Source organism: Rhodococcus sp. IEGM 1372 (assembly GCF_030056835.1).
Taxonomy (GTDB): Bacteria; Actinomycetota; Actinomycetes; order Mycobacteriales; family Mycobacteriaceae; genus Rhodococcoides.
Map to the genome: position 1 here is coordinate 1 of NZ_JASHKS010000057.1, position 21409 is coordinate 21409.

At 65.5% G+C, this 21409-nt stretch carries 13 protein-coding genes; 11 read left to right on the forward strand and 2 right to left on the reverse strand.

Going from position 1 to position 21409, the window contains the following annotated elements; all coding sequences use genetic code 11:
• The first annotated feature begins 312 nt into the window (after positions 1-312).
• The 6 genes from QM590_RS24535 to QM590_RS24560 all read left to right on the forward strand — a co-directional run bounded on the left by QM590_RS24535 (position 313) and on the right by QM590_RS24560 (position 11043).
• Entirely contained in the window at positions 313-975 is a 663-nt protein-coding gene (locus QM590_RS24535) for a TraI DNA relaxase (RefSeq protein WP_243597187.1), read from the forward strand.
• Between the two features lie 41 nt (positions 976-1016).
• A complete protein-coding gene (locus QM590_RS24540; RefSeq protein ID WP_243597186.1) occupies positions 1017-2864 on the forward strand; it encodes a type IV secretory system conjugative DNA transfer family protein in 1848 nt (615 codons plus the stop codon).
• Positions 2861-3337 (forward strand): DUF4913 domain-containing protein, encoded by a 477-nt coding sequence (locus tag QM590_RS24545; protein WP_243597185.1) that lies wholly within the window; start codon positions 2861-2863, stop codon positions 3335-3337. Before QM590_RS24540 ends, QM590_RS24545 begins: the two co-directional genes overlap by 4 nt.
• A gap of 284 nt (positions 3338-3621) precedes the next feature.
• Positions 3622-4236: a hypothetical protein gene (locus QM590_RS24550; protein ID WP_243597184.1), complete on the forward strand. Its 615-nt coding sequence runs from the start codon at positions 3622-3624 to the stop codon at positions 4234-4236.
• Positions 4237-4886: 650 nt separating this feature from the next.
• On the forward strand, positions 4887-10442 hold the full coding sequence (locus tag QM590_RS24555; protein WP_502942423.1) for a helicase-like domain-containing protein: 5556 nt from the start codon (positions 4887-4889) through the stop codon (positions 10440-10442).
• Positions 10443-10554: 112 nt separating this feature from the next.
• Positions 10555-11043, forward strand: coding sequence for a hypothetical protein (locus QM590_RS24560; protein WP_243597183.1), 489 nt, complete (start codon positions 10555-10557; stop codon positions 11041-11043).
• Between the two features lie 60 nt (positions 11044-11103).
• On the opposite strand, the gene QM590_RS24565 is transcribed toward QM590_RS24560, so the two are convergent.
• Positions 11104-11949, reverse strand: coding sequence for a hypothetical protein (locus QM590_RS24565; RefSeq protein WP_243597182.1), 846 nt, complete (start codon positions 11947-11949; stop codon positions 11104-11106).
• 125 nt (positions 11950-12074) lie between these two features.
• Here QM590_RS24565 and QM590_RS24570 point away from each other — a divergent pair, with 125 nt between their 5' ends.
• Complete coding sequence (locus tag QM590_RS24570) at positions 12075-12803, forward strand: GIY-YIG nuclease family protein (RefSeq protein ID WP_243597181.1); 729 nt, start codon at positions 12075-12077, stop codon at positions 12801-12803.
• A gap of 25 nt (positions 12804-12828) precedes the next feature.
• Here QM590_RS24570 and mobF read toward each other — a convergent pair whose 3' ends face one another.
• On the reverse strand, positions 12829-19020 hold the full coding sequence (gene mobF / locus QM590_RS24575) for a MobF family relaxase (protein WP_243597180.1): 6192 nt from the start codon (positions 19018-19020) through the stop codon (positions 12829-12831).
• A gap of 205 nt (positions 19021-19225) precedes the next feature.
• Between mobF and QM590_RS24580 the strand changes: the two genes are divergently transcribed.
• From QM590_RS24580 to QM590_RS24595, 4 genes are all read left to right on the forward strand, one after another.
• Positions 19226-19690, forward strand: coding sequence for a hypothetical protein (locus QM590_RS24580; RefSeq protein ID WP_269596716.1), 465 nt, complete (start codon positions 19226-19228; stop codon positions 19688-19690).
• Between the two features lie 3 nt (positions 19691-19693).
• Positions 19694-20251, forward strand: coding sequence for a hypothetical protein (locus QM590_RS24585; RefSeq protein ID WP_269596715.1), 558 nt, complete (start codon positions 19694-19696; stop codon positions 20249-20251).
• Between the two features lie 110 nt (positions 20252-20361).
• Positions 20362-20697, forward strand: a complete 336-nt coding sequence (locus QM590_RS24590; RefSeq protein ID WP_269596714.1) for a hypothetical protein — start codon at positions 20362-20364, stop codon at positions 20695-20697.
• 78 nt (positions 20698-20775) lie between these two features.
• The gene (locus QM590_RS24595; RefSeq protein WP_269596713.1) at positions 20776-21180 is read left to right on the forward strand and encodes a hypothetical protein; all 405 of its coding nucleotides are present in this window, start codon (positions 20776-20778) and stop codon (positions 21178-21180) included.
• Positions 21181-21409: the final 229 nt, after the last annotated feature.

Here is a 21409-nt window from a genome sequence, read left to right on the forward strand (position 1 = left end):
TCTATCTGCGGACCGACGCGCCCGGCCGACCTACACCGTCATCTGGGAAGAGCCCTATTGACGCTCCCCGAGCCAGACGGAGGCTGCCAGAGACCCGCGTCATGCGTTATGGTGAAGCTGTTCGACCGTCGATGAGGGTCACGGTCGAGCGTCCATCCAGCAACAGCGCTGCACCGCACCGCCTTCGGGTATCGGTGTCTTCGTGCTGTGGGCTGGCCGACGCTCCCAGTGAAGGCCCTCCATGTCTAATTCGCGCTCGCTCTCCACGAGCTCATTTACAATCCAGTTCCATGCCGGCGGCGGTGACCGTCGATGACCACCGGCACTGTCTCGACCGCCGAGTTGCAGCGCCGCTCACAGATCGCTGCCGCCGCCTACGAACGCGGTCGCCGTGCAGCTCTGGCGGCCGCTCGACGCCGCAGCCTGCCCGACCGGGCGCACACCCGCCGCGAGGAAAATCGCGCGCGCTCGCACTCCTACGAGCCGCGCAGCGACAGTCGCGCGTTCGGTCTACTCGATACCGACGTCTCACTTGTGCGGGCGGCGGCGTATCTCGCCGCGACCGGTGTCGCGCACGAGCTGATCGCCGGCCAGACCTTCACCGACCCCGTCCAACAGGACTGGGCCGATGCCACGGCCGATCGCACGGCAGTCCACGAGGATGCGTGGCGGCAGCGGCTTGTCGACAACGGTGTCGATGACGCCGTACTTCGTCCGGGTCTGTCACTGGACGTCCTGGAGCTACCGGCCGACCTCGACGGCCTCGACTTCGACGATATTGCCGAGCACACACTCGATGTGTCCTCCACCTCGGCCGACGTCGAACCCCTGAGACTGGTCGACCTTCTGCGGGAGACACCGCGCCAGGAACAGTCGTCGGGTTCGGTCGTCGACATCACCGATCGGGTCGCGCAGGTCATCGAGATCGACCGCGGCGTCGACACAGTTGTCGAAGGTGGTGTGGACACATGGTGACCAAAAGGCCGACCGCCAAGGGGGCCGGCACACAGTCGTCAATGGTCCCGTTAATCGCGATATCGCTGGTGATCGTGCTGATCGCCCTCGGATACGGATCGCTCCGGCTCGGGCACGCGTTCACCGACACCGGTGAGTCGATCCCCGGGAACCCGTTTCAGGCACTGTTCTCCGTGGCCGGCGGGAAGCTGACGTGGCCGACGGTGTCGACAGTGATCTTCGTGATGGCGGTGATCATCGGCTCCGGTCTCGCCGGCGTCGCTACGGCCGCTCGGGCGTCACGCGGCGGCAAGAACGACGTCGACGCCAAGGCCCGTCTGATGGGGTCGACATCGAAGCTGACCGGGGTGACGGGCAAGCAGGCCCGTGATCGCGCGAAATCGCTGCGTTCGGATCTGGCCGACCGCGACACCCTCGACGACGCCGACATCGGAGTCATCGTCGGCCGCACGGTCCAAGGCAACCAGAAGGTGTACATGTCCTGGGAGGACATGATGTTCGCCCTGGCCGGACCTCGCATGGGTAAAACGGCCGCGATGGCGATCGACGCCCTGTGCACCGCACCGGGCGCGGCAATGTTCACCTCCAACAAACGTGACGGCCACGACCTCACCCGCGGCGTTCGCGAGGAGCTCGGCACGGTGTGGCGCTACGACCTGCAGGGGATCGCCGAAGGCCCCCGCACCGGCGGTGACGGGTTCTGGTGGAATCCGCTGCGCGGAGTTACCTCCATCGTCGCGGCCCGCAAGCTCGCCTCCTACTTCGCGGCCGCATCGAAGGACGATTCGGCTCGCGTCGATGCGTACTTCGACGGGGGTGCACAGGAACTGCTCGCGCAGATGATGCTGGCGGCATCGTGTGCGGGCGGCGATCTGCTGCACGTCTACGGGTGGCTCTCCGACGAGGAGAACGAACTCCCCCAGAAGATCCTCGAGGAACACAACCACCAGATCGTCGCGATGCGGCTGCAATCGGTGCGCGGACTCAACCCGCGCCAACGAGATGGCCTGTACGACATGGCTCGCCGGTTCATCGGTCTGCTCGAGGAACAGACCTACGTGATGAGCGTGCTCCCACCCGAGCGTGTGGACGTCTCGCTCGGCGCGGTCCGCGACACCGACATCGGTAGGGGCGTGCGATACCCGCATTCGATGCGCGAGTTCGTGATCGAGAAGTTCGTAACCAGCACCGACACGCTCTACGCCTTGTCGAAGGAAGGGCCGGACTCGTCGTCGGCGCTGACCACGGCGTTGATCGGGTCGATCATCGACGCCGCTCAGCGCACCGCTCGCCGCAGCCCGCGCGGACGGATGCCGGTGCCGATGCTGTGCATCCTCGACGAAGCCGCGAACGTCTGCCGTCTCCCCGAGCTCCCCGCCTGGTACTCCCACCTCGGCTCGCAGGGGATCTGCCTGATGACGATCGTGCAGAACCTCTCCCAGGCCCAGAAGGTGTGGGGCCAGGACGGGGTCAAGCAACTCCAGGATGCCGCGAATTTCCTCTGGTACGGCGGCGGAATCAAGGACAAGACCACCCTGTCGGATTTGTCCGCGCTCGTCGGTGATCACGACGTCGAACGCTGGTCGGCCTCACGGGGCGGCGGCATGTTCGACAGCGGCTCGACCTCGAAGTCGCAGTCCTGGTCGAAGGAACCGATCATGACCGTCGACGACCTTGCCGCGATCCCGAAAACCCGAGCCTTGGTGCAGATTTCGGGTAACCGGCCGGTGCTGATGAAAAAGCTGTACTGGTCCGACGGCCCGAACGCCGACGCCATCACCGCCTCTGGCGAGCGATACGGAATCCCTGAGAAGGCACAGATTCTCCTCGACGAGGATGCAGTCGACCTCGACGAGGTCACCGAGATCGACGAGGAGCCGTTCCTGTGACCGCATTCGACGACCTCGACCCGGCGGAGCCTGTGACCGCATTCGACGACTTCGACCCGGCAGAGGGCGGCCCCGCGGAGGGCGGCCCGGACGAGGAGCCGCCGGCACCGGAGCGGCAGTACGAGTCGATGTTCGACTGGTTCGACACCTGGTTCGCGACTCTGATCACCCGCAAGCTCAGCGGCACCGCCGGTAAGAGCGGCCGGGTGTTCTGTCCCGAGTGGTGGCGACACGACGAAGTGGTGCGACGCCTGCGTGATCTGTGGCTGGCGTGGGAGGGCGCAGAGGCGAGCGAGAATCTCGGGGCTCCGAGTGCCTGGTGGATTCACGATGCCGACCCGATGCTGCGCGTACTGCTCGATCCGGACGGTGGCCCGATGTATCTGTGCAGCAGAGACAAGCACGTCACGACCCCGCCGCTACGGCGAACGTTGACTCTGCCCCCAGCGGGCTGGTTCGACGGGCTCGACTGATGCTCCACCCGAATCGTCACCATATCTTGACGATTCGGGTGGAGCCTGACACAACTACCGATTCGATCGACCGAAGGGACCTGGTGGGTCCGGCTAGACCCACCAGGTCCGATGCAGCCGGAGAGTGCGTCTCCGGCCGACGACGACGTTAACGATCCCTGCCCGGTCCCGGGCAGTGCGGGTCGCACAGACGTCTCGCCCGACTTCAGGAGCGCACACCGTGGCCAAAGATTCCGACGATTTCCAACTCGATTTGTTCGCCGAGACAGAGGACAGTGACACCCATGATCGACCCGATAACGCAGGACATAATGAAGCTCTACTTGGAGCACCAGGGGCTGCCGCAGGAGCTGAGCCCGACCGATCAGCAGGCGTTCCTCGAGACCGAGAGCGAGCGGATCGCGGAGCGGATCGACAACATGAAGATCGTCATGGAACAGCAAGTGCTGCAACGCTACATGCGGGACAACGGCCAGCCGCCCCCGTACATGGAGAAGGTCGGGATGATCAACCAGGCGTGGGCGCAGGCGACGGACTTCGTGATCAACGAGGAGATCTACGGCCAGCTCCCGCCGGAGATGGAGGCCTACCCACCGGACCAGGAGAGCCCGGAAGCGGAAGCGGAACGGGATCAGGCGCGGATTCAGGTCCACAAGAGCGATCCGGAGCGGTGGCGCAACCCGCTCAACTGCGCGGACCCGGACAAGGAAGCGGACCGGCTGACCGATCAACTGTGGAAGGGCCGACCGGTGCAGTTCCTCTACTACGCAGCGCATCTGATAGCGGCGAGGATCGAGGACAACGAGCCCTACCCGACATCGCAGAGCCACCCGCTGTATCCATCGTTCACCAGCCAGCTCGACGAGAGAGTGGCCGAGCACGCGGCAACCGGAAAGTAACCCGCCGCAGCGAATCCGACGCCCAACTGGATCTGTTCTCGTTCGACGCCGACGGGGCCGCACCGATCGACCCGGCCGGCACCGAGATCGGCGGCACACCACTCCCGGCACCGGTCGATCCCGAGATCCTCGCCGCCGACGCCGCATCCCGGCAGGCGCGCGAGCTCCAGCCCGCACCGGAGGTCGCCCCGGACGTCGCCGTCGACGTCCCGGCACTGCCGCCGGTGCCAGCTCCGTCGCCGACGGAGCTGGTGCGCGATGCCTACGGCCGGCTGGCACGTGAGGACGAGGCATATGTGCGGCTGGCGCGGATCCGCGCCGACCTCGACGGGACGCTGACCGCCGACCAGGTCACCGGCGCACTGATGGAGCTGCGGCGCGCGGGCGATGTGTCGCTGATTCCGGAAGAGAATCAGAAGACCCTCGGGCCCGACGATCACGCTGCAGCGGTGAGCTACGGCAACCAGAGTCGGCACCTGATCGCCGTCGACGGTCGCCGCGTCGACCAACTCCTCCCCGCGCAGAGCACTCCCCCACCCAGCGTCGGGATCGACTCCCCCACAGCCCAACCGATGCCGGAGACGACTGCGCCGGTATCCGAGACTGTCCCCGTCTCCCCGGAGATCGCAGTCCCGGACACCACTGAAGGGATGGTGGTCGATACTCAGACGGTCGCCGAACGTCTGTGGAATGTCGAGCCCGTAGACTTCCGGCCCGGCACCGACATCCTGGTGCCCTCTGGAGCGAAAGCCCGTGTGGCAGCGAACATCGAGGCCCTGCGGGTGCTGGCGGCGGTGACCGCGCAGGATCGCTACGCCACAGCCGACGAGCAAGCAGTGTTGGCCCGGTGGTCGAGTTGGGGTGCAACGCCGCAGGTGTTCGACCCGCGCCGCGACGATTGGACTACTGAACGCGGGCAGGTCCGCGCGCTACTCGACGACACCGCCTGGGCGCAGGCGCAGCGGACCATTCTCAACGCTCACTACACCGACCCCGCTATTGCCGCGGCGATGTGGAAGGCAACGATGCGGGCCGGGTTCACCGGCGGCCGGGTTCTCGAACCGGGTTGCGGGTCGGGAACATTCATCGCTCACGCCCCCAGCTCCGCGCAGATGGTCGGGGTGGAGCTCGACGCCACCACTGCCGCGATCGCCGCGGCGTTGAATCCGTCGGCGCAGATCCGCGCCGAAGGATTCGAGAAGACCACCGCACCGGCGTCATCGTTCACCGCGGCGATCGGCAACGTCCCGTTCGGGGACTACCGGCTCTACGACCCGGTCCACAACCAGGCCAAGCACTCGATCCACAACCACTTCATCGTCAAATCGTTGGCGATGACCGCACCCGGCGGGTACGTCACCGTCCTGACCTCCCGCTACACCCTCGACGCCCAGAACCAGCGAGCCCGCCGCGACATCGCCGCCCTCGGCGACCTCGTCGGCGCAGTGAGATTGCCGTCCAACGCATTCCGGCGCGTCGCCGGGACGGAGGTCGTCACCGACATTCTCGTGTTGCGTCGCCGCGCCGACGGGGTGAAGCCTGCACCGTTGACCGAGCGGTTCTTGCAGCTCGAGAACGCGACCGCTCTCGACGATGCCGGCGAGGACAAGGGCGTGCCGATCAATGCCGTTTACACCGATCACCCCGAATGGGTGCTCGGTGAGCTGCGGGTCGGACACGGGATGTACGGCAACGAGACGCTGTCCGTCGACGCCCCCGACAGCGACGTCGACCTTGCTTCCCTGGTCGAGGATCGACTCATCGCGATCGTCGATGTCGCGAAGACCGACGGTCTCGGGCTCACCGCATCGTGGCGCGACACCCTCGGGCCCACCCGGGAGGACTTCGAGCGCGGATTGCTGGCGATCGGGAACGGCCCGGCGCAGGACGAGCTCGCGGTGGGAACGCTGCGGCACGACGCGCAGATGGAGACCATCGAAGGTTGGAATTCGCGCGACTGGGAGCCGGTGAACACTCGCGGGGCCAAGCAGGTCGCCGAATGGGGCGAGCTGCTCGCGCTGCGCGACACCACCCACGCCTTGATCGACGCGCAACGTGGCCCCACCGACCCCAGTCAGCGGCAAGCGCTGCGGGAGATCCTGGGTGAGCAGTACGACGCCTACGTTGCCCGCTACGGTCCGATCAACCGGTTCAAGATGTCGATACCCAAGGACCTCAGCGAAACCCAGCACGACGCCGCTCTGGCGAAGCTGATTGACACCTGGCGTAAGGACGAAGGCGTCGCCGGAGATCCGTACGCCGGGGAGATTCCCGAAGACGTCTACGACCGGCTGTCCGACGATGCGTGGATCAATCCGCGCCAGCCCACCAAGCTGCAGAGCCATCTCGGCAAGGCGCTGCGCACCGATCCGACGTTCGCTGCGGTGCTTTCCCTCGAGCACTTCGACGAGGAGACCATGACCGCCCGCAAGGCGGCGATCTTCCACACCGACGTTCTGTATTCGCGTGAGCTGCGCAGCCACGCCGAGACGGTCGACGAGGCGATGGCCATCAGCCTCGACGAGCAAGCCCGCCTCGACGTCGGGCGGATCGCCGAGCTGCTCGGGACCACCGTCGAGCAGGCCGAGACCCAGATGGAAGGACGTGCTTTCCGGACTCTGACCGATCCGACACGGTGGGTATCCTCGTCGACGTATCTGTCGGGCAACGTCCGCACCAAACTCGTCGACGCCGAAGAGATCGCCGCGCTCGATCCCCGCTACCAAGCCAACGTCGACGCCTTGACCGCGGTCATCCCGCCGCGCAAGACCGATGTCGATGTCGCGCTCGGTGCCCCGTGGGTGCCGATCGAGACCTACACCCAGTTCGTCCGCGAGACCTTCGAGGTACCGGCAGACGTTCCGGTCACCATCGAGCGGGCATCGGGGCGCTGGTCGGTGTCGGTGGAGGCCTACCCCGGTGTCGGCGAGCAGCACCTCAAGTGGGGCCTGGTGCCCAAACGTGGATCGTGGTCGACGAAGTACAACTTCGAGCACCGGCCCGCCGAGGACCGCGGTATCGGCAACGCCGGAATGCGATCCGGTGACTACGAGTGGCAGGAACTACTCACCGACCTGCTCAACAGCGACCCGATCGAGATCGCCACCTCCAAGGAGTTCCGCGAGAACGCCGGGGCACCGGGCATTCACGATGCCGCGACCCGCGCCGCCCAGTCGAAGGCGCGGCGGCTCTCGCAAGAGTTCGGGCAGTGGGCGTTGCACTCCGACGAGGTGCGCCGCGAACAGCTCCTCGACATCTACAACGACAAGTTCAACTCCCTTGTCGCGCCCGTGCATTCGGGTGCGCACATGGCCTTCCCCGGACTGGGTGAGAAGTACTCGCCGTACCCGTACCAACGCGACGCCGCGGCCCGGATCGTCTCCGAGCCGACGGTGCTGCTCGATCACGTCGTCGGGGCCGGCAAGACCGGCACCATCTTGATGGGCGCGATGGAGCTCAAGCGCCTCGGGTTGGCGGACAAGCCGTGGGTCGTGGTACCCAACCACATCATCGACCAGGTCGTCCGCGAAGCCGGGCAGTGGTATCCCGGCGCGCGGATCCTCTCCGGATCGGCGGCCACCGACGCCGAAGGGCGCCGATTGCTCGTCGCACAGTCCGCCTCGCAGGACTGGGACATGGTCATCGTGCCGCGGTCGGCGTTCTCCTCCATCGGGGTCGATCCCGGCACGAAAGCCGAGTACATCCGCGGCCAGGTCCAGGCCATCGACGCGGATCTGGGCGATGTCGAAGGCCGCCAGACCAAGAAACGACTCGAAGCGATGAAGGCCAAGCTCGAGGAAAAACTCGAGACCGCTCTCGAACAGGCCGGAAAGGATCGCGGTCTGACGTTCGAGGCGTCGGGCTGCGACTACCTGTTCGTCGACGAAGCCCACGAGTTCAAGAACCTCGCCCGCGCGTCCGGGGTCACCGAGCTCGCCAACGACGGCTCGCACCGCGCCACCGACATGGACCTCAAGCTGAACTATCTGCGGTCGATGCGCCGCGAGGAAGCGATCACCAAAGGCATCCCGCCGGAGGAGTACGTCGAACGTGTCGCCACGTTCGCCACCGGCACCCCGGTCGCGAACTCCCTCGCCGAGCTGTGGGTGATGCAGCACTACCTGCGTCCGGATCTCCTCGAGGACGCCGGGGTCGCCTCGATCAACGACTGGGGAGCGACGTTCACCGACACCGTCGAACGGGTCGAGCTGAACTCGTCCGGATCGAGACTGCGGGCCATCACCCGAGTCGGTGAATTCACCAACGTCGGCGATCTCATCGGTATGACCAGCGTCTACACCGACGCCGTCACCCGCGATCAGGTGCCGGCGAACCTGCCGGTCAAGGACGGTGGCCGCAACACCGACGTCACCTTCACTCCAGCCCTCGAGGTGCAGGACTTCATCGCCGATCTGGGCTACCGGGCCGATCACGCCGACGTCAAACGTCCTGATCTCGACAACGCCCTCAAGGTCGCCAACGACGGCCGCAACGCCACCCTCGACCCGAGGGTCGCGCACATGGACCCGGCACCGCCGGAGCATTCGCGCGCGCACATCGTCGCGCAACGAATCCTGCAGGTACACAACGAATCGAGCGAGAACACCTACCTCGATGCCTCCGGCGAACCGCACCCGACACCGGGTGCGTTGCAGATCGTGTTCTGCGACCGATCCACCCCGAAAGCCGACGGGTCGTGGTCGATCTACGACGGGATCCGCGAGGAATTGCTCGCCGGCGGAATGGAGCCCACGCAGATCGCCTACGTCCACGACTACCCGAAGCCGTCGGAAAAGGCCCGCCTGTTCGAGATGTGCCGCACCGGACGGGTATCGGTGGTGTTCGGGTCCACCGAGAAGATGGGCACCGGCACCAACATTCAGGACCGGGCAATCGCGCTGCACCACGTCGATGTGCCGTGGCGACCGGCCGACCTCGAACAGCGCGAGGGCCGAATCATCCGGCAGGGCAACCAGAACGCCCATGTCAAGGTATTCAACTACGTCGCCGAGAAGACCTTCGACACCGTCATGTGGCAGACCGTGCACCGCAAGGCACACTTCATCGAACAGCTCAAGAAAGCGGACCGGTCGATGCGGCGCGTGGTCGAACTCGACAGCGACTCGCTCGCCGAGAACTCGGCCATGACCAAGGCCCTCGCCACCGGCGATGATCGGTACATCCAACAGATCGAACTCGACTCCCAGCTCCAGGAGCTCCAGTCCGAAGCGGATTCGCATTTCGCCGAGCAACGCTCCATCGAACGCGACCGCGACCGGTTGCGCCGTGAAGTACCGCGGGGACGCCAGCGGGTCGCCCAATTGACCGAAGCAGCACCGATCCTCAAAGGCCGGCGCGAGGTCGAGCAGTGGCCCGGTATGACCATCCGCGGGGTGTTCTACGACAAACGCAGCGATGCCGCGAATGCGATGGCCATAGCGTTGCAGGGCACCTACCAGGCCCTCAAGGGCGAAGGGTTGACCAAGTCGATGGTGATCGCGGAGATGAGCGGATTCCCGATCGAGGCCTCTCGCCCCGCCCAGGCCAGTGCGCTGTATCTGTCGTTCTCCGGTCTCGGGTCGTCGACGAAGGTGATCGAAGCGCATGACCTGTATCCGAGGATCGGGGACGGGGACCGCAGCCAACACTCGTTCGGTCTGCTCACGCGGGTGGAGAACATGGCGTACACCGTCGACACGGACCTGGCGAAAGCCGAACGCTCACTCGATCGAGACGAGCAACGCCTCGACGACCTCGAACTGGTCGAGCTGTCCGACTTCCCGAAAGCGCTACAGCTGAAGGATCTCTCGAACGAAGTCGCCCGGCTACGGCGCGAGATCAAGGAGGCAGAAACGAGTCCCGAAGCCCTCGCCCGCGACGCTGCCCGTGCCGAACGCGCAGCAGCGAAGGGACGGCAACCGGGGTGGTCGCTGATGCTCAACCCCACCCCGGCGTACGTCGAACAGCTCGGAATGGGCAGCGCCGACAACGTCCGCGCGATGATGCGCCAGGCCGAAGTCGAAGCGTTGCAGCGCAGTTCATCGTCGTCGAGTGTCGATGCGGTCGACCTGGACCGCCCCCGGCGCGGACTGTCCGCACCACCCGAACACCGGGCACCCGGCACCGATCGACCGGCCCCCGATCGGCGACGCCCGCCTCCGGATCCAAACGGTCCCACTCGCGACATAGGGCCCCAACTGGAATAACAGGTGACTGGCTCGCCGGGCCTACCAGCGGTCCGGCGAGTCATCAGCCCCAGCTTTGGCCGCTGGATAACAGTAGGGGCACTTTGTTGCGCGTGGTGGGATGATGCGTGACATGGGACTCATGGACGAGGCGCAGAATCTGAAGCGCGATGGAGAGAACCGTAACGGTTCGCACGAATTGTCGAGAGCAAACGCTATGAGCCGCACGCGCGCAGACATAGAGGAGTTCATCCGCGCGATGACGAAACTCGGCGTGCCCCCCGGTCAGCACAGATATAAGTACGGCTCCATTACGAAGATCGGCGTCCAGGGCTGGTCACTGCACCTGACGCCGAATGGAGACCAAGAGCCAGAATTCTATGCGGTGGGTACGGATTGTCAGGTCTACGACCTACGAGCACAGCCCGACGCGGGGATTACCGCCCGTTTCAAGTCTCCGAAATCCATGGACGAGTCCGAGCTTCTACGTCCATCGGGCGGATTCGGAGCAGACACCCAGTTCGAGGCGACTCTGCATCATTCCGGGTATCGCGAATCGCTCGATTACAAGCTTCGAGACGTCCTAGTCAGCACAGTGTCCTCTCATCTGAAAAATAGCTAACGCGGTCCCGCATCAGCAATCACATGGCCTCGTATCCGGCCACGGAATGCGCCAGAACCTTTACGCCGGGCCGTAATCCACGGGGGGACGGACCATGTATCGGAAGTAGGCCCGATGGTCGAATCCGTGCCAACGCTGGTACTTAGAGCCCTGGGCGCGCATGTGAATGTCTATGTCAACCGCCTCGCCCACGTCGCCCTCTGCAACCTGCCATTCGAGTTCGGCTTCCTTTCCGCTCGTGGAATGACCCGTCACTCGTAGGCTTGCCGGGGTGGTGAACCACCATTCGAGAGGCCGATCGTGGGCGTCGAAACCGATTACCGTGAACTGAACCCGGTCCCCTGGGAAGAGGACCTTCTCGGTCACCTTCCTATCGAATAGTTCCCCGATCGGCACGCCCTGGCCGGTGAGCGTGTGGCCGAAGCAGTCCACCACAGATTCGATGCGCGGGTAAATTTCTCCGACGGGATCTTGGCTGCTCATGTACAACGTCACCTGGTTTCGTATTTGACCGGCGATGCCGGACAGGAGTTCGCGCTCGAACGTCAGCAGAAGCCGTCCGTGAGCGATGGAGTTTCTCAGTTGCTCGAACCGCTGCAGTAGCGGCAAGGTGTCGGCTTGCTTGTTGAGGGCCGGCGATAGATCCGCCCAAAATAATTTAGCGATCGCCAACAAGTCGGAGAAGTTTGCGTAGGTGAGCCCCGGCCCGTCGGTTTCGGCGACGCCGCGAGGCTCTCGGGTGTTCGCTTCGGCCTCTACTCGTTCTGGCCAATTCGCGCGCTGCTTCTCGGTCGTTACCTTCTCGATCCAGTTGGGACCGTACGTTTCTGAGAAGACAGTGCTCATGAGACGTCTGATCGCGTTTTCACACGTAAACAGGGCAATGCTCGGCTCAAGTGTCACCATGCCCACATGTTGCCACGCACTTGGACGGACCGGCGTTGACGAGCCTGGACCGGCCCGGCTGTGCAAGATTTGGGACGATTCCTCGTTCTGCCTTCACGTGGGTGGCAGCGTCGTACGGTCGACGGATGGCTCTCGCAACGATCATTAGAGACGTGTACTCCAACGACGAACGCAAAGATATGCGAAAAGTCCTGCGAGCGTTTCTCTGCGGGGGTTGGAATACCGCCGGGATCTACTGCTTCTGGGACCCAGACACCCACGACGCGCTTTACCTGGGGTTGGCCAAGAACCTCCCCGACCGGTTTGCCAATCACAACGGGTTGAAGGGCACCCCTGGTAAAGGGAACAAAGCGAAGGAAGTCGACGCATGGTTCGAAACCCACGAACGATTGGGCTACAGCATCATCGTTCAATCGGATGCCGCGGACGATGCCACGGAGGGCTACGCGAAAACTGCGGAAGGGCAGCTGATCAAGGGCCACCAGAAGGCATTCGGCAAGATCCCGCCGTGGAACAACATGGGCGGCAGCGTCGAAGGAGCCGCGAACGCCGGGGATCTGACCGGAGCATGGTTCGACTTCCTCACCGGTCGCCAAGACAGCCTGCTCGTAGCACGACGGACGATCCGGCAACTCGATGACGACGCCACAGCTGAGGGTAGAGAACTGGACATCATGATGGCGCGCACACAGCTTGCCTTGGCCCAGTTCGGTCCCGAGACAACCGATCACTCGATCGTTAAGGGTCTGGAGTACTTCCGTGACACGCCGGTTTTCGGCCGAACATCGGAACGCCATGAAGAGCTGATCGAGTACTTACACGAGCCCGCCCCACATCCCGAACTGAGCGACTGAGCGCGCGTCTGTCCGTGGAGGCTCGTTACAGGCCGTGGTCGAGATCGATCCCCCGATTCGGGTCGATGTCCTGTGGGGTTTGTCTGCGCGTGGCGGCATCCGTCGTTGGCTGTCGATTCGACGCTGACGGGGCACTGGCGAGAGAACGTGCACGTGCAGCATCCTGGCGCTCGGCATCTCGCAGAACTTCGGTGTCGCGTCGTTGATCGGTGATTCCTTCGACTGGTGGAGCGTCGTTGATGGCCTCAGGAGTGACGTCGGTTTCGCGGCGTAGTCGCTGCTCGATCGCTGCACGTTGGGGTGCTGTGAGCTTCTGTCGGCGGCGGCGAGCATGTTCGGTGATGGCGGTATCGAACACGGTTGCGGCGGAGAGGTCAGCGGAGCGCCGATCCGGATCGGTCGCGCGTTGAACGATCGCAGGCCATTCGCCGGTCTCCGCACCCACCCGGCCGGAGGCGTCGCGGGCGGCACGTTGGGTGTCGCGGGTTTGGCGGGCTAGGCGTTCTTCCCGTAGTCGTGCGTCGTCGACGGCGGGTTCGATGCTCTTGCGCTCACGTCTCTTCGCGGTCGACAGCTGCTCGGTGAGCGTCGCGTGTTCGGTGCGTGCGGCCTCGTACTGAGCGGTGACGCGGCGTAGTTCGGTCTCGATCTCGCGGGCTGCTGCGATCGCGGCGGCTTGCTCGTCGAGTCGGGCGTACAACTTCTCGGTGTCGGGGACGACGGTGGGTTCGGTGCGGTCGCGTCCGGCGCGGTCGACGAACGCGGCCAGCTCGGCGTCCGGTACGAGCCTGATCGGGTCTCGTTCCATCTTCGCGAGCAGAGTGGCATCGGCCAGTGAGAGCACCGGCTGCGGCTCGGGTGCAGGCTCGGTGGCGTCCTCTACTGCCAGCTCGGTCGGGGCCGTCTGCTCGAGCTGCTCGACTGCGTCGGCTGCTGGTGCGTCGACAGCCTCAACGGAGGGCTGCACGTGCGGCGTCAAGGTCAGAGTGTCGGTCATCGCTGCACGCTGCGCTGCCTGTTCGGCCCGCCACAGCATCGCTTCGGTGCGGTCGACGTCGGCCTTGAGCTCGGCGAGAGTTGCGAGGTCGATACTCTCGGCCGCCAGGCGTGCGGTGGTGACGTCGACGGCGGTGACTTCTCCCCCGTCGGCGGCGGTGACGCGCTCGTATTCGGCGGCGGCTTCGTGTGCGCGGGTGCGGGCGGCGGTCGCGGTGTCGTCGACGAATCCGGCGCGCCAGATTTCCCAGTCGAGGCCGCGCTGCGCGAGGGCGCGTGCATCGTCGTCGTCCCCGGCAGCCGCGACGTCGGCGGCCACGGCGGGCCGGATGACGGTGTCGATGTGATGCCAGAGCGCTTCGGCCTCGAACTCGCGGTCGGTCCACTCCTGGCGGGTGTCGAGCATGGCAATGCGGGCGGGGCGTTGCCGGTCGGCTCGCTCCTGCAGCTCGGCGAGCATCGTGCGGGCATGGAACTGTGCGGGGCTGGTGCCGTCGGAAAGCTGGCCACGTAGCTCCCGGTATTTGGCTTTCGCGTCGTCGAGATCTGCGGTGAGCAGTCGGACTCGTTCGTCGGTGGTGACCGTCGGGTACGGCAGCTCGATCGTCTCGATCTGCGAGCGCAACGCATCCCACACATCGGCGTCGGGGGTGGCGGCCTCGGCCGTGTCGGCGGCGATGTCGAGTGGTGCGCCGGCCTCGTGGTCGACCCCGGTGTACTCGTCCTCGTAACCGCTGTCGTACTCCGGTGGTGGCTGGTCGTAGTCGCTGTCGTACTCCGGCGGTGGCGGCTGGTCGTAGTCGACAGGGGCGTCGAGTGCATCGAGGGAGGCGAGGTAGTCGGCGTCGACCGGGATCGCGGGGGTCGAGCCGTCGACGACGGTGTCGGTCGCAGCAGCCTCGGTCGGTAGTGGTGCCGGGATGACGAACTCGTCGGGCAGCTCGCCGCCGATGGTGTCGGAGACCGCCTCGTCGACGACGGGGACGGCTTCTTCGTCCTCGATCGAGAGTGGTTCGGCGATGGGTGGGGTGTAGGTGCGGGCGAGGTGGTTCTCGCGCACCAGCATCTCGGCCCGCCACGTCAGCGCGGTCGCGAGTTCGTGAGCGGGCAGGGTGACACCGTGATCGACCGGGTCGATGCCGCCGTGCAGGAACTCGTACGCGGTCCCCAGCAACTGTCCCGGGGTCCACAGGGTCGGGTCGGCGTCGTCGACGGTCGCCACGAGCGAGGGCCACGCTGCATCGGACATCACGCGGACGGCGGCGGTGTAGCCGAGCAGTTCGGTCAGTACCGGCGTCCACGAGGGTTCGAGGACCGCGCCGTCGGTGTCGGCGTCGAGCGCGGCGACGGAGAGTTCACCGGACAGTCGCCACCACAGTGCGGCAGCGGGCAGCTCGTCGGGTAGCGGCGAGGTGGCGAGGGAGTCGCGGACGAGGGTGTGGACTTCGATTCCGGCGCGGGCGGCGGCGGAAAGTCGGTCGGCGAGCATCGGGAAGTACGGATCGCGGGCGATGTGGGTGTCGAGTTCGTCGACGAACGGACGCCACCGGGCGACGGCATCGTTTCCGGTGTCGATCATTTCGGCGGCGCGGCGGTCGAGGCTGCGTTGCGCTTTCACCGATGCGGCGGCGAGCTGCTCGGGTCCGGTCGGACGCCGATCGGCCGGGTCGACGTCGTGTGCGGCGCGGAACACCGCGAGATCGGTGAGCAGTTCGAGGTCGGGTTCGTCGGTGAGCAGCGGGCGCGCCCACACCGGTGCAGTCGTCGGTGTCCACGTGGCGACGTCGACGGCGATGCGTGCGCAGTGCGCCGTCACCAGTTCCTCGCGGGCGTCGAGGTAGGCACCCCACTCGGGCAGATCGTGTACCGCTGTCGGGATGGCAGGTAGCCATGGCAGCGGCCCGGAGGCGGAGGAATGCTTGCCGCTCGGGTCCAGACGCCAGTCGAGAACTGCGGCCCGGTCGAGGGCGGTATCGAGTTCGCGCGAACGGACAGCACTGCGCAGGGCCTCGACGGGATCGCGGCCGTGTGCACCGAGGATCGCCAGGTGTCCGCGCAGGGTCGGCCATGCGGGCTCGTCGGTCAGACCCGGTGCCTCTTCTTCGGCGGCGACGTCGATCGCGGCCATCACCTCCGGGCCGAGGTGCACTTCGGAGCCGGTAGCCACCGAGTAGTCGTAGGCCCGCGCAGCCGGCGAGAGATTGAGGTGCGGATCGTCGGCTTCGGCGAGAGTGGAGTGCGCCGAGACCTGTGCGCCGTCGCGCCGCAGAATCTCGCGGAGGTCGTCGACCGCGGTCGGGGGAAGCATTCCACGTTCGGTCATCGCGGTGTGCATGTCGCCGTCCGACGCGGTCGCCAAGTACAGGTGGTTGGCTTGCTTGCCGCGGGTGAGTCCGACGTAGGCGAGCTGGCGGGTTTCGTCGCCGGTGGCCACGACGTGGCAGGTGTCGGCGGTCGAGCCCTGCGCGGAGTGCACGGTTCCGGCGTAGCCGAGTTCGGTGGCGCTCTGGACGTAGTCGGCGTCGAGGGTGACGGTGCGTCCGAGTTCGATATGCCGAACCCGCAGCGAGCCGTCCCGGCCGACCTTCTCGACGATCCAGCGGTCACCGTTGCGGACCCAGTCGGTCTGCGAGAGCGGGTTGCGGCGGTCGTTCGAGCGGGTGCGGACGGTGTCCCCGGCGCTGGCCACGAGCCCGTCGGCGAGGACAGCCTCCCGGCCGACACGCGTGTCGGTGGCGGCGAGGCGGTCGGAGCGGGCGCGGGTGTTGAGTTCGGCGACGAGCTCGCGGGTCGGGGCGAGCATGAGCGCGTCCTTGCCGGCCGCATGATCGGCCGCCCACGCGGTGTAGGCGTCGTCGGTGACCGTCGCAATCGACCCGACGTGGACCCGTCCGTGGTCGATGTAGAACCCGATCGCGGCTTCGTCGCCGTCACGCAACGCGAGCGATGCGGCACCTTCGGCCGGGTCTCGGAACCGGACGACCTGCGAGAGCGACAACGCACCGATGCGGTCGTGGATATCGCGGAGCACGCCACCGGAGGCGACGGAGGCCAGCTGTTGATCATCACCGATCAACCGCACCGTTGCACCGCGCTCGACAAGTGCAGTGATTGCTTCGTCGAGATCGAGGGTGCCGGTCATGCCCGCTTCGTCGACGATGACGAGAGTGTCCTCGCCGATGTCGGTGTACCACTGCGGAACTTTCACCGACCGGCCCTCGCGTAAGCGTTGGGTGATGTCGACGAACTTCGCCAACGTGTCGGTAGTCGTCAAGATATCTTGACGCAAGACTGCGGCGGCGGCAGCGGTCGGCGCGAACCCGACGACACGGCCGGCGGCGTTCTGCCACGCGGTCGTCAACGCTTTCATCGACGCGGTCTTGCCGGTGCCTGCGGGCGCGAGTGCGAGTTGCACTTTCGCTCCCGAGGTCGCCATCGCGCGCACCAGCGACCGCTGCCCGGCGTTGAGGTCGAGACCGTTCGCTGCGGATTCGAGCAACGCAATCTCGACGTGCTTGTCGTCGATCGCAATACCGTCGGTGCGTCCGGCGAGGGCGACGATGCGCGCTTCGGCGTCGAGTACTGCTGCGGTGGTGAGCAACTGCGATTCGTGGCGGGTGTGCACATCGGCACCGTCGCGTCGGCGCATCACATCCGGGGCGATATCGGCCGCGGGGTCGGTGTCGGCGGCACCGGAGAGGTCGATCGACAACTCGTCCCCGCACGCGAGGTCGGTGACCGCGTCGACGAGTGCGTCGATGCGCTCGGCCGGTGGGTCGAAAGTGCGTACTTGCCGCACGACTTCGGCGCGAATGTTGTGCCGTAGGAACCGTGATCGTTTCCGCGAGACGATGTCGAGTGAGCGTTCGGCGGTCTCGCGCACCCAGGCGTGATCGAAGTCCGTCCTCGCTTCGGCGGCGGTGTGCGCGGTGATCGAGGAGACCAGTTCCGACAACGCCTTCTGTGAGCCAAGGATCTCGATCGCTTCGGCTCGCCAGCCGCTGCGTTGGTCGGCGTGCGAGACCGGTTCGTGCTTGGCAGCACGGGTTTCCAACGTCGCTTGCTGGGCGAGGGAGATCGCTTCGATGGCGGTCGGTTCACGTCCGTGATCGGCCTGGAAGGCGCGCGCAAGTTCGGCGGTGCGGAGTCTGATCGCGGCGCTACGCGAGGACCACCGCTCGGCGAGACGTTCGTCCATGCCGTCGATCTCGCGGACCCGACGCTTGCTGCGATCGGTCGACGCTCGCTCGGTGAACCGGACGCCGACGCGTTCACGCAACTGCGCTTCGAGGACGGTGTTGTAGACCTCGGAGGCGGGAACATTGTTGCGGTACAACGCGGCCCCGTCGAGTGCGAGCCACTTGGTCGTGCCGTCAGGCATCGTCGCGGCGACCTTGTTGCTGATCGCGACGTGGGTGTGCAGGTTCGGATCACCCGCGCGTGAATCGCGGTGTGTGAACTGTGCGGCAATCAAACCGTTGCCGTCGACCTGCGCCACTCCCCCGGTCCCGACGCGGGTGAAGCAAGCGTGCTTCTCCAGGTACGTCACCGCGGCGGCGATCGCGGACTCGTGTGCAGCTTCGATCTGTTCCGCGACCTCGCGCGGGGCGACGGCCCACAATGCCGACACCGATTTCACCGGTGTGAACGTCAAGTCGAAACCGGCTACAGCGCTGGATTTCTGCCGTCCGACCTTCGCTACCCACCCGGACAGTTCCCGTTCGTCCGCCGGCGCGCGTCCGTACTCCTTTGCGAACATCTTCGATCCGACATCGGTGCGGATCCGCGCGCGGTCGGCGTCGTCGATCGCCGCGTTCCACTTCTGCCCGCGTGCGAGATTGTGCGCCACGAACGCCTCCGCGCACGCCACCCGATACGCGGTCGCGCCGGAGTCGATCTTGAACGCCCGGCCCAGTTTCGCCGACCGGGCGGCGTCGGCCTGGGACGCCCCTTGGGCGAGCGCCAGCTCGAACATCAGGTCCGCATTCGGGTGCAGCCCTTCACCGAACAGGGCCTTCATCTGCGCCTCGGACACCTGCTGGCCGGCCGCGACCGACCCCAGACCAGCGAGGCCGGCCCCGGCCCAACGGCCCGGTGACTCGCCTTTTTCGGAGTAGTAATCAGCCAGTGAGGAGGCCCCACGCTCGGTGGAATCGGCAGCCGCAACCTGCCGGGTCAGGTACTCGTACCCGTCCCCAGCGGTCAGCTTGTGCAGACCCATCACAAACGCGGACTGTACCAGCGAAAACGCGCGCAGCTCCATAGTGCATGAGGTGTGTGGGTGGGTTTTGGCTTTGGATCGGTAAATCATGGCGGGTGGGATTGGGTCGGTGAACTGGGGTTTCGGTGGTGGTCGATCGGTGATCTGGTGGGAGGTTGTGTCAGGATCTGTGAATTCGAGGATGTTCGGGGTTAGGGTGGGCGGCATGGCGTCGACTCAGGCTCGGATGACTGCGCGTGCTCGGGCGCGTGCGGCGCAGCAAAAAGTCGTCGCCGACCGCAAAGCGCGCGACGAGAAGAACATGGGCTCGTTGACGGACTACTTCGCGGCCGCTGACCAGATCGACGCGGCCCGACTGGCGATGGCCCGCGCGCTCGACGACATCCGGGTCCGGGAAGGAACACTTAGCGCCGCTGCGACACTCGCGGGGATCACGACCGGCGAAGCTCGCAAACTTCTGGCACTGCTCGCCGACACCGCAGCGCCGTCGGCGAGCACGGACACCGGCGACGACACCTCGGACTCCGACTCGGATGCAAACGCAGAGTCGCGTGATGGATCGGCCTTGAACGAGCCCGGTGACTCGACGTCGACAGGCGATGCAACGACGAGTAAACCCGCGACCGGCGACAGCGCCCCTGACGCCGAGCCCGCGACGAGTCAGGGGTAGCCGATGACCGCCGCGGTGATGCAACTGGCGTTGTTCGGCGACGACACCGACGCTGTAACACCGCAGCAGGTTCGCCGGGTATGGCGACCGTTGCAGCAGCCTTTGACTGCGAAGACCGTGGCGAGGTTCTGGGCGAAGGTGGTCAAGACTCCGAGCTGCCATTTTTTCAGGGGGTCGGTGAGTTTTCCGGACGGCTACGGCAGATTTACCTTCACCGACGGCGACGCACCACGCACGTTGTCCGCGCACCGGTTCGCTCTTCTGCTCGAATACGGCGACCTCGGTGACGGGATCGTCGGTGAGCACGACTGCGACGAGACATTGTGCGTGCGGGTGGCCGACGGTCACCTCAAACGCGGCACCCAGTCGGCGAACCTCGCGCACGCTGTTGCCGTCGGCCGGCACATCGGACCGACACCGGCAGGCGGGGATCCGCGCGGACGCTACGGGCGCGCCGTTGCGATCCGCGACGCACTCAAGGACGGCTACGACGAACCGAGACTGCGGGCCGCGTTCGCGGGCCACAGCTTCGACGCCCAAGCACCACCGACCCTGTTCTGACACGATCACTGACAATGTTGTCGGTGGCGACCGGTAGAGATAGATCCATCAAGGCTTGGGCCGCGCCGCCGCACCGGTGAGAGCAGTCCTCAACGAAACGGACGTACGAGATGACGCTCTCCTCGCTCTTCACCGACGACGTCGGACCGCTCCCCCTGCTCGCTGTCGCCGGTGCCGGATTCCTGATCTGGTACGTGCGGTACCTCGGCGAGAACGACCCCGGATGGAAGGGTTTCGTGGCGAACATTCTCACCGTCATCGGTGTCGGCGCGTACCTCGTCGTTCTCGCTGTCGTGTTCGGCGCGTTCATCGCGGTGATCGGCGCGTTCATCGCGGTGATGCTGTTCATGGTTCCCCTGTTCGCGCTCGGCGGTGCCAGCGGAGTCGCCGACCGCAGACCCCAACGCGGGTACCACCGCGATCCCTACGACAACGACTACTACTGAGATGAGTCGCTCCGGAAGCTCGTCGATTGCCGCTACGACTCGACATGTTTCCCAGCTCAAGTCGGGGATACTGAGCTGATGAACATGGCAGACGACATCAATGCGAAAGACTTTGAACAACAGCACCGCAACGCAAGAGCACTCAAGATGAGACAGGCTGCCGTGCAAGCGTTGGAGCAACAACTTACGAACTTAGCGCCAAACTTTGCAGAGTCTGCGCGTGCGCTCAAGGTCCAACAAAACCACGGGATATTCCGAAAAGCGTGGAACGTCGAACTGACCATCTACGACGGTGTCATGATCAATGGGGAGTACCCCAATCGAGATCGTGCGCGCGTTCGCATCTTCGATGACGGTACGTGGATCCACCTCAACGAAAAGTGGAAAGCCGGGAGCAGCACTTACAGCAGTACCCATCCCCCCACCGAGATCCAAGTCCAAGACGCGCTCAAACAGTGGTTGAGGATCGAACGAAACCGTTGATGTGTTCGGTAAGTCCGTGGCTCCATACGATCGAACAAGCCAACCAGGGACACTGACCGACCGCCGCGTCCGCACGGACGCTTCTGCACAAGACAGTTCGTACAAAGCCAGGCGGTGCAACCTCGACTGCATACGCGACGCAACCGTATTCGTGCACGTGCCCGACGACCGTGTCGGGACTGTCTGAATAACGGTTGATCCGGTCCTTGGTTCGACACGCCGAGCTCAG

Excerpts from the sequence above, each read along its gene's own strand:
- QM590_RS24570 (WP_243597181.1), top strand. The coding sequence starts at position 12,075 with ATGGCTCTCGCAACGATCATTAGAGACGTGTACTCCAACGACGAACGC.
- QM590_RS24550 (WP_243597184.1), top strand. The coding sequence starts at position 3,622 with ATGATCGACCCGATAACGCAGGACATAATGAAGCTCTACTTGGAGCAC.
- QM590_RS24595 (WP_269596713.1), top strand. The coding sequence starts at position 20,776 with ATGAACATGGCAGACGACATCAATGCGAAAGACTTTGAACAACAGCAC.
- QM590_RS24535 (WP_243597187.1), top strand. The coding sequence starts at position 313 with ATGACCACCGGCACTGTCTCGACCGCCGAGTTGCAGCGCCGCTCACAG.
- QM590_RS24585 (WP_269596715.1), top strand. The coding sequence starts at position 19,694 with ATGACCGCCGCGGTGATGCAACTGGCGTTGTTCGGCGACGACACCGAC.
- QM590_RS24580 (WP_269596716.1), top strand. The coding sequence starts at position 19,226 with ATGGCGTCGACTCAGGCTCGGATGACTGCGCGTGCTCGGGCGCGTGCG.
- QM590_RS24555 (WP_502942423.1), top strand. The coding sequence starts at position 4,887 with ATGGTGGTCGATACTCAGACGGTCGCCGAACGTCTGTGGAATGTCGAG.
- QM590_RS24540 (WP_243597186.1), top strand. The coding sequence starts at position 1,017 with ATGGTCCCGTTAATCGCGATATCGCTGGTGATCGTGCTGATCGCCCTC.
- QM590_RS24565 (WP_243597182.1), bottom strand. The coding sequence starts at position 11,949 with ATGGTGACACTTGAGCCGAGCATTGCCCTGTTTACGTGTGAAAACGCG.
- QM590_RS24590 (WP_269596714.1), top strand. The coding sequence starts at position 20,362 with ATGACGCTCTCCTCGCTCTTCACCGACGACGTCGGACCGCTCCCCCTG.
- mobF (WP_243597180.1), bottom strand. The coding sequence starts at position 19,020 with ATGGGTCTGCACAAGCTGACCGCTGGGGACGGGTACGAGTACCTGACC.
- QM590_RS24560 (WP_243597183.1), top strand. The coding sequence starts at position 10,555 with ATGGGACTCATGGACGAGGCGCAGAATCTGAAGCGCGATGGAGAGAAC.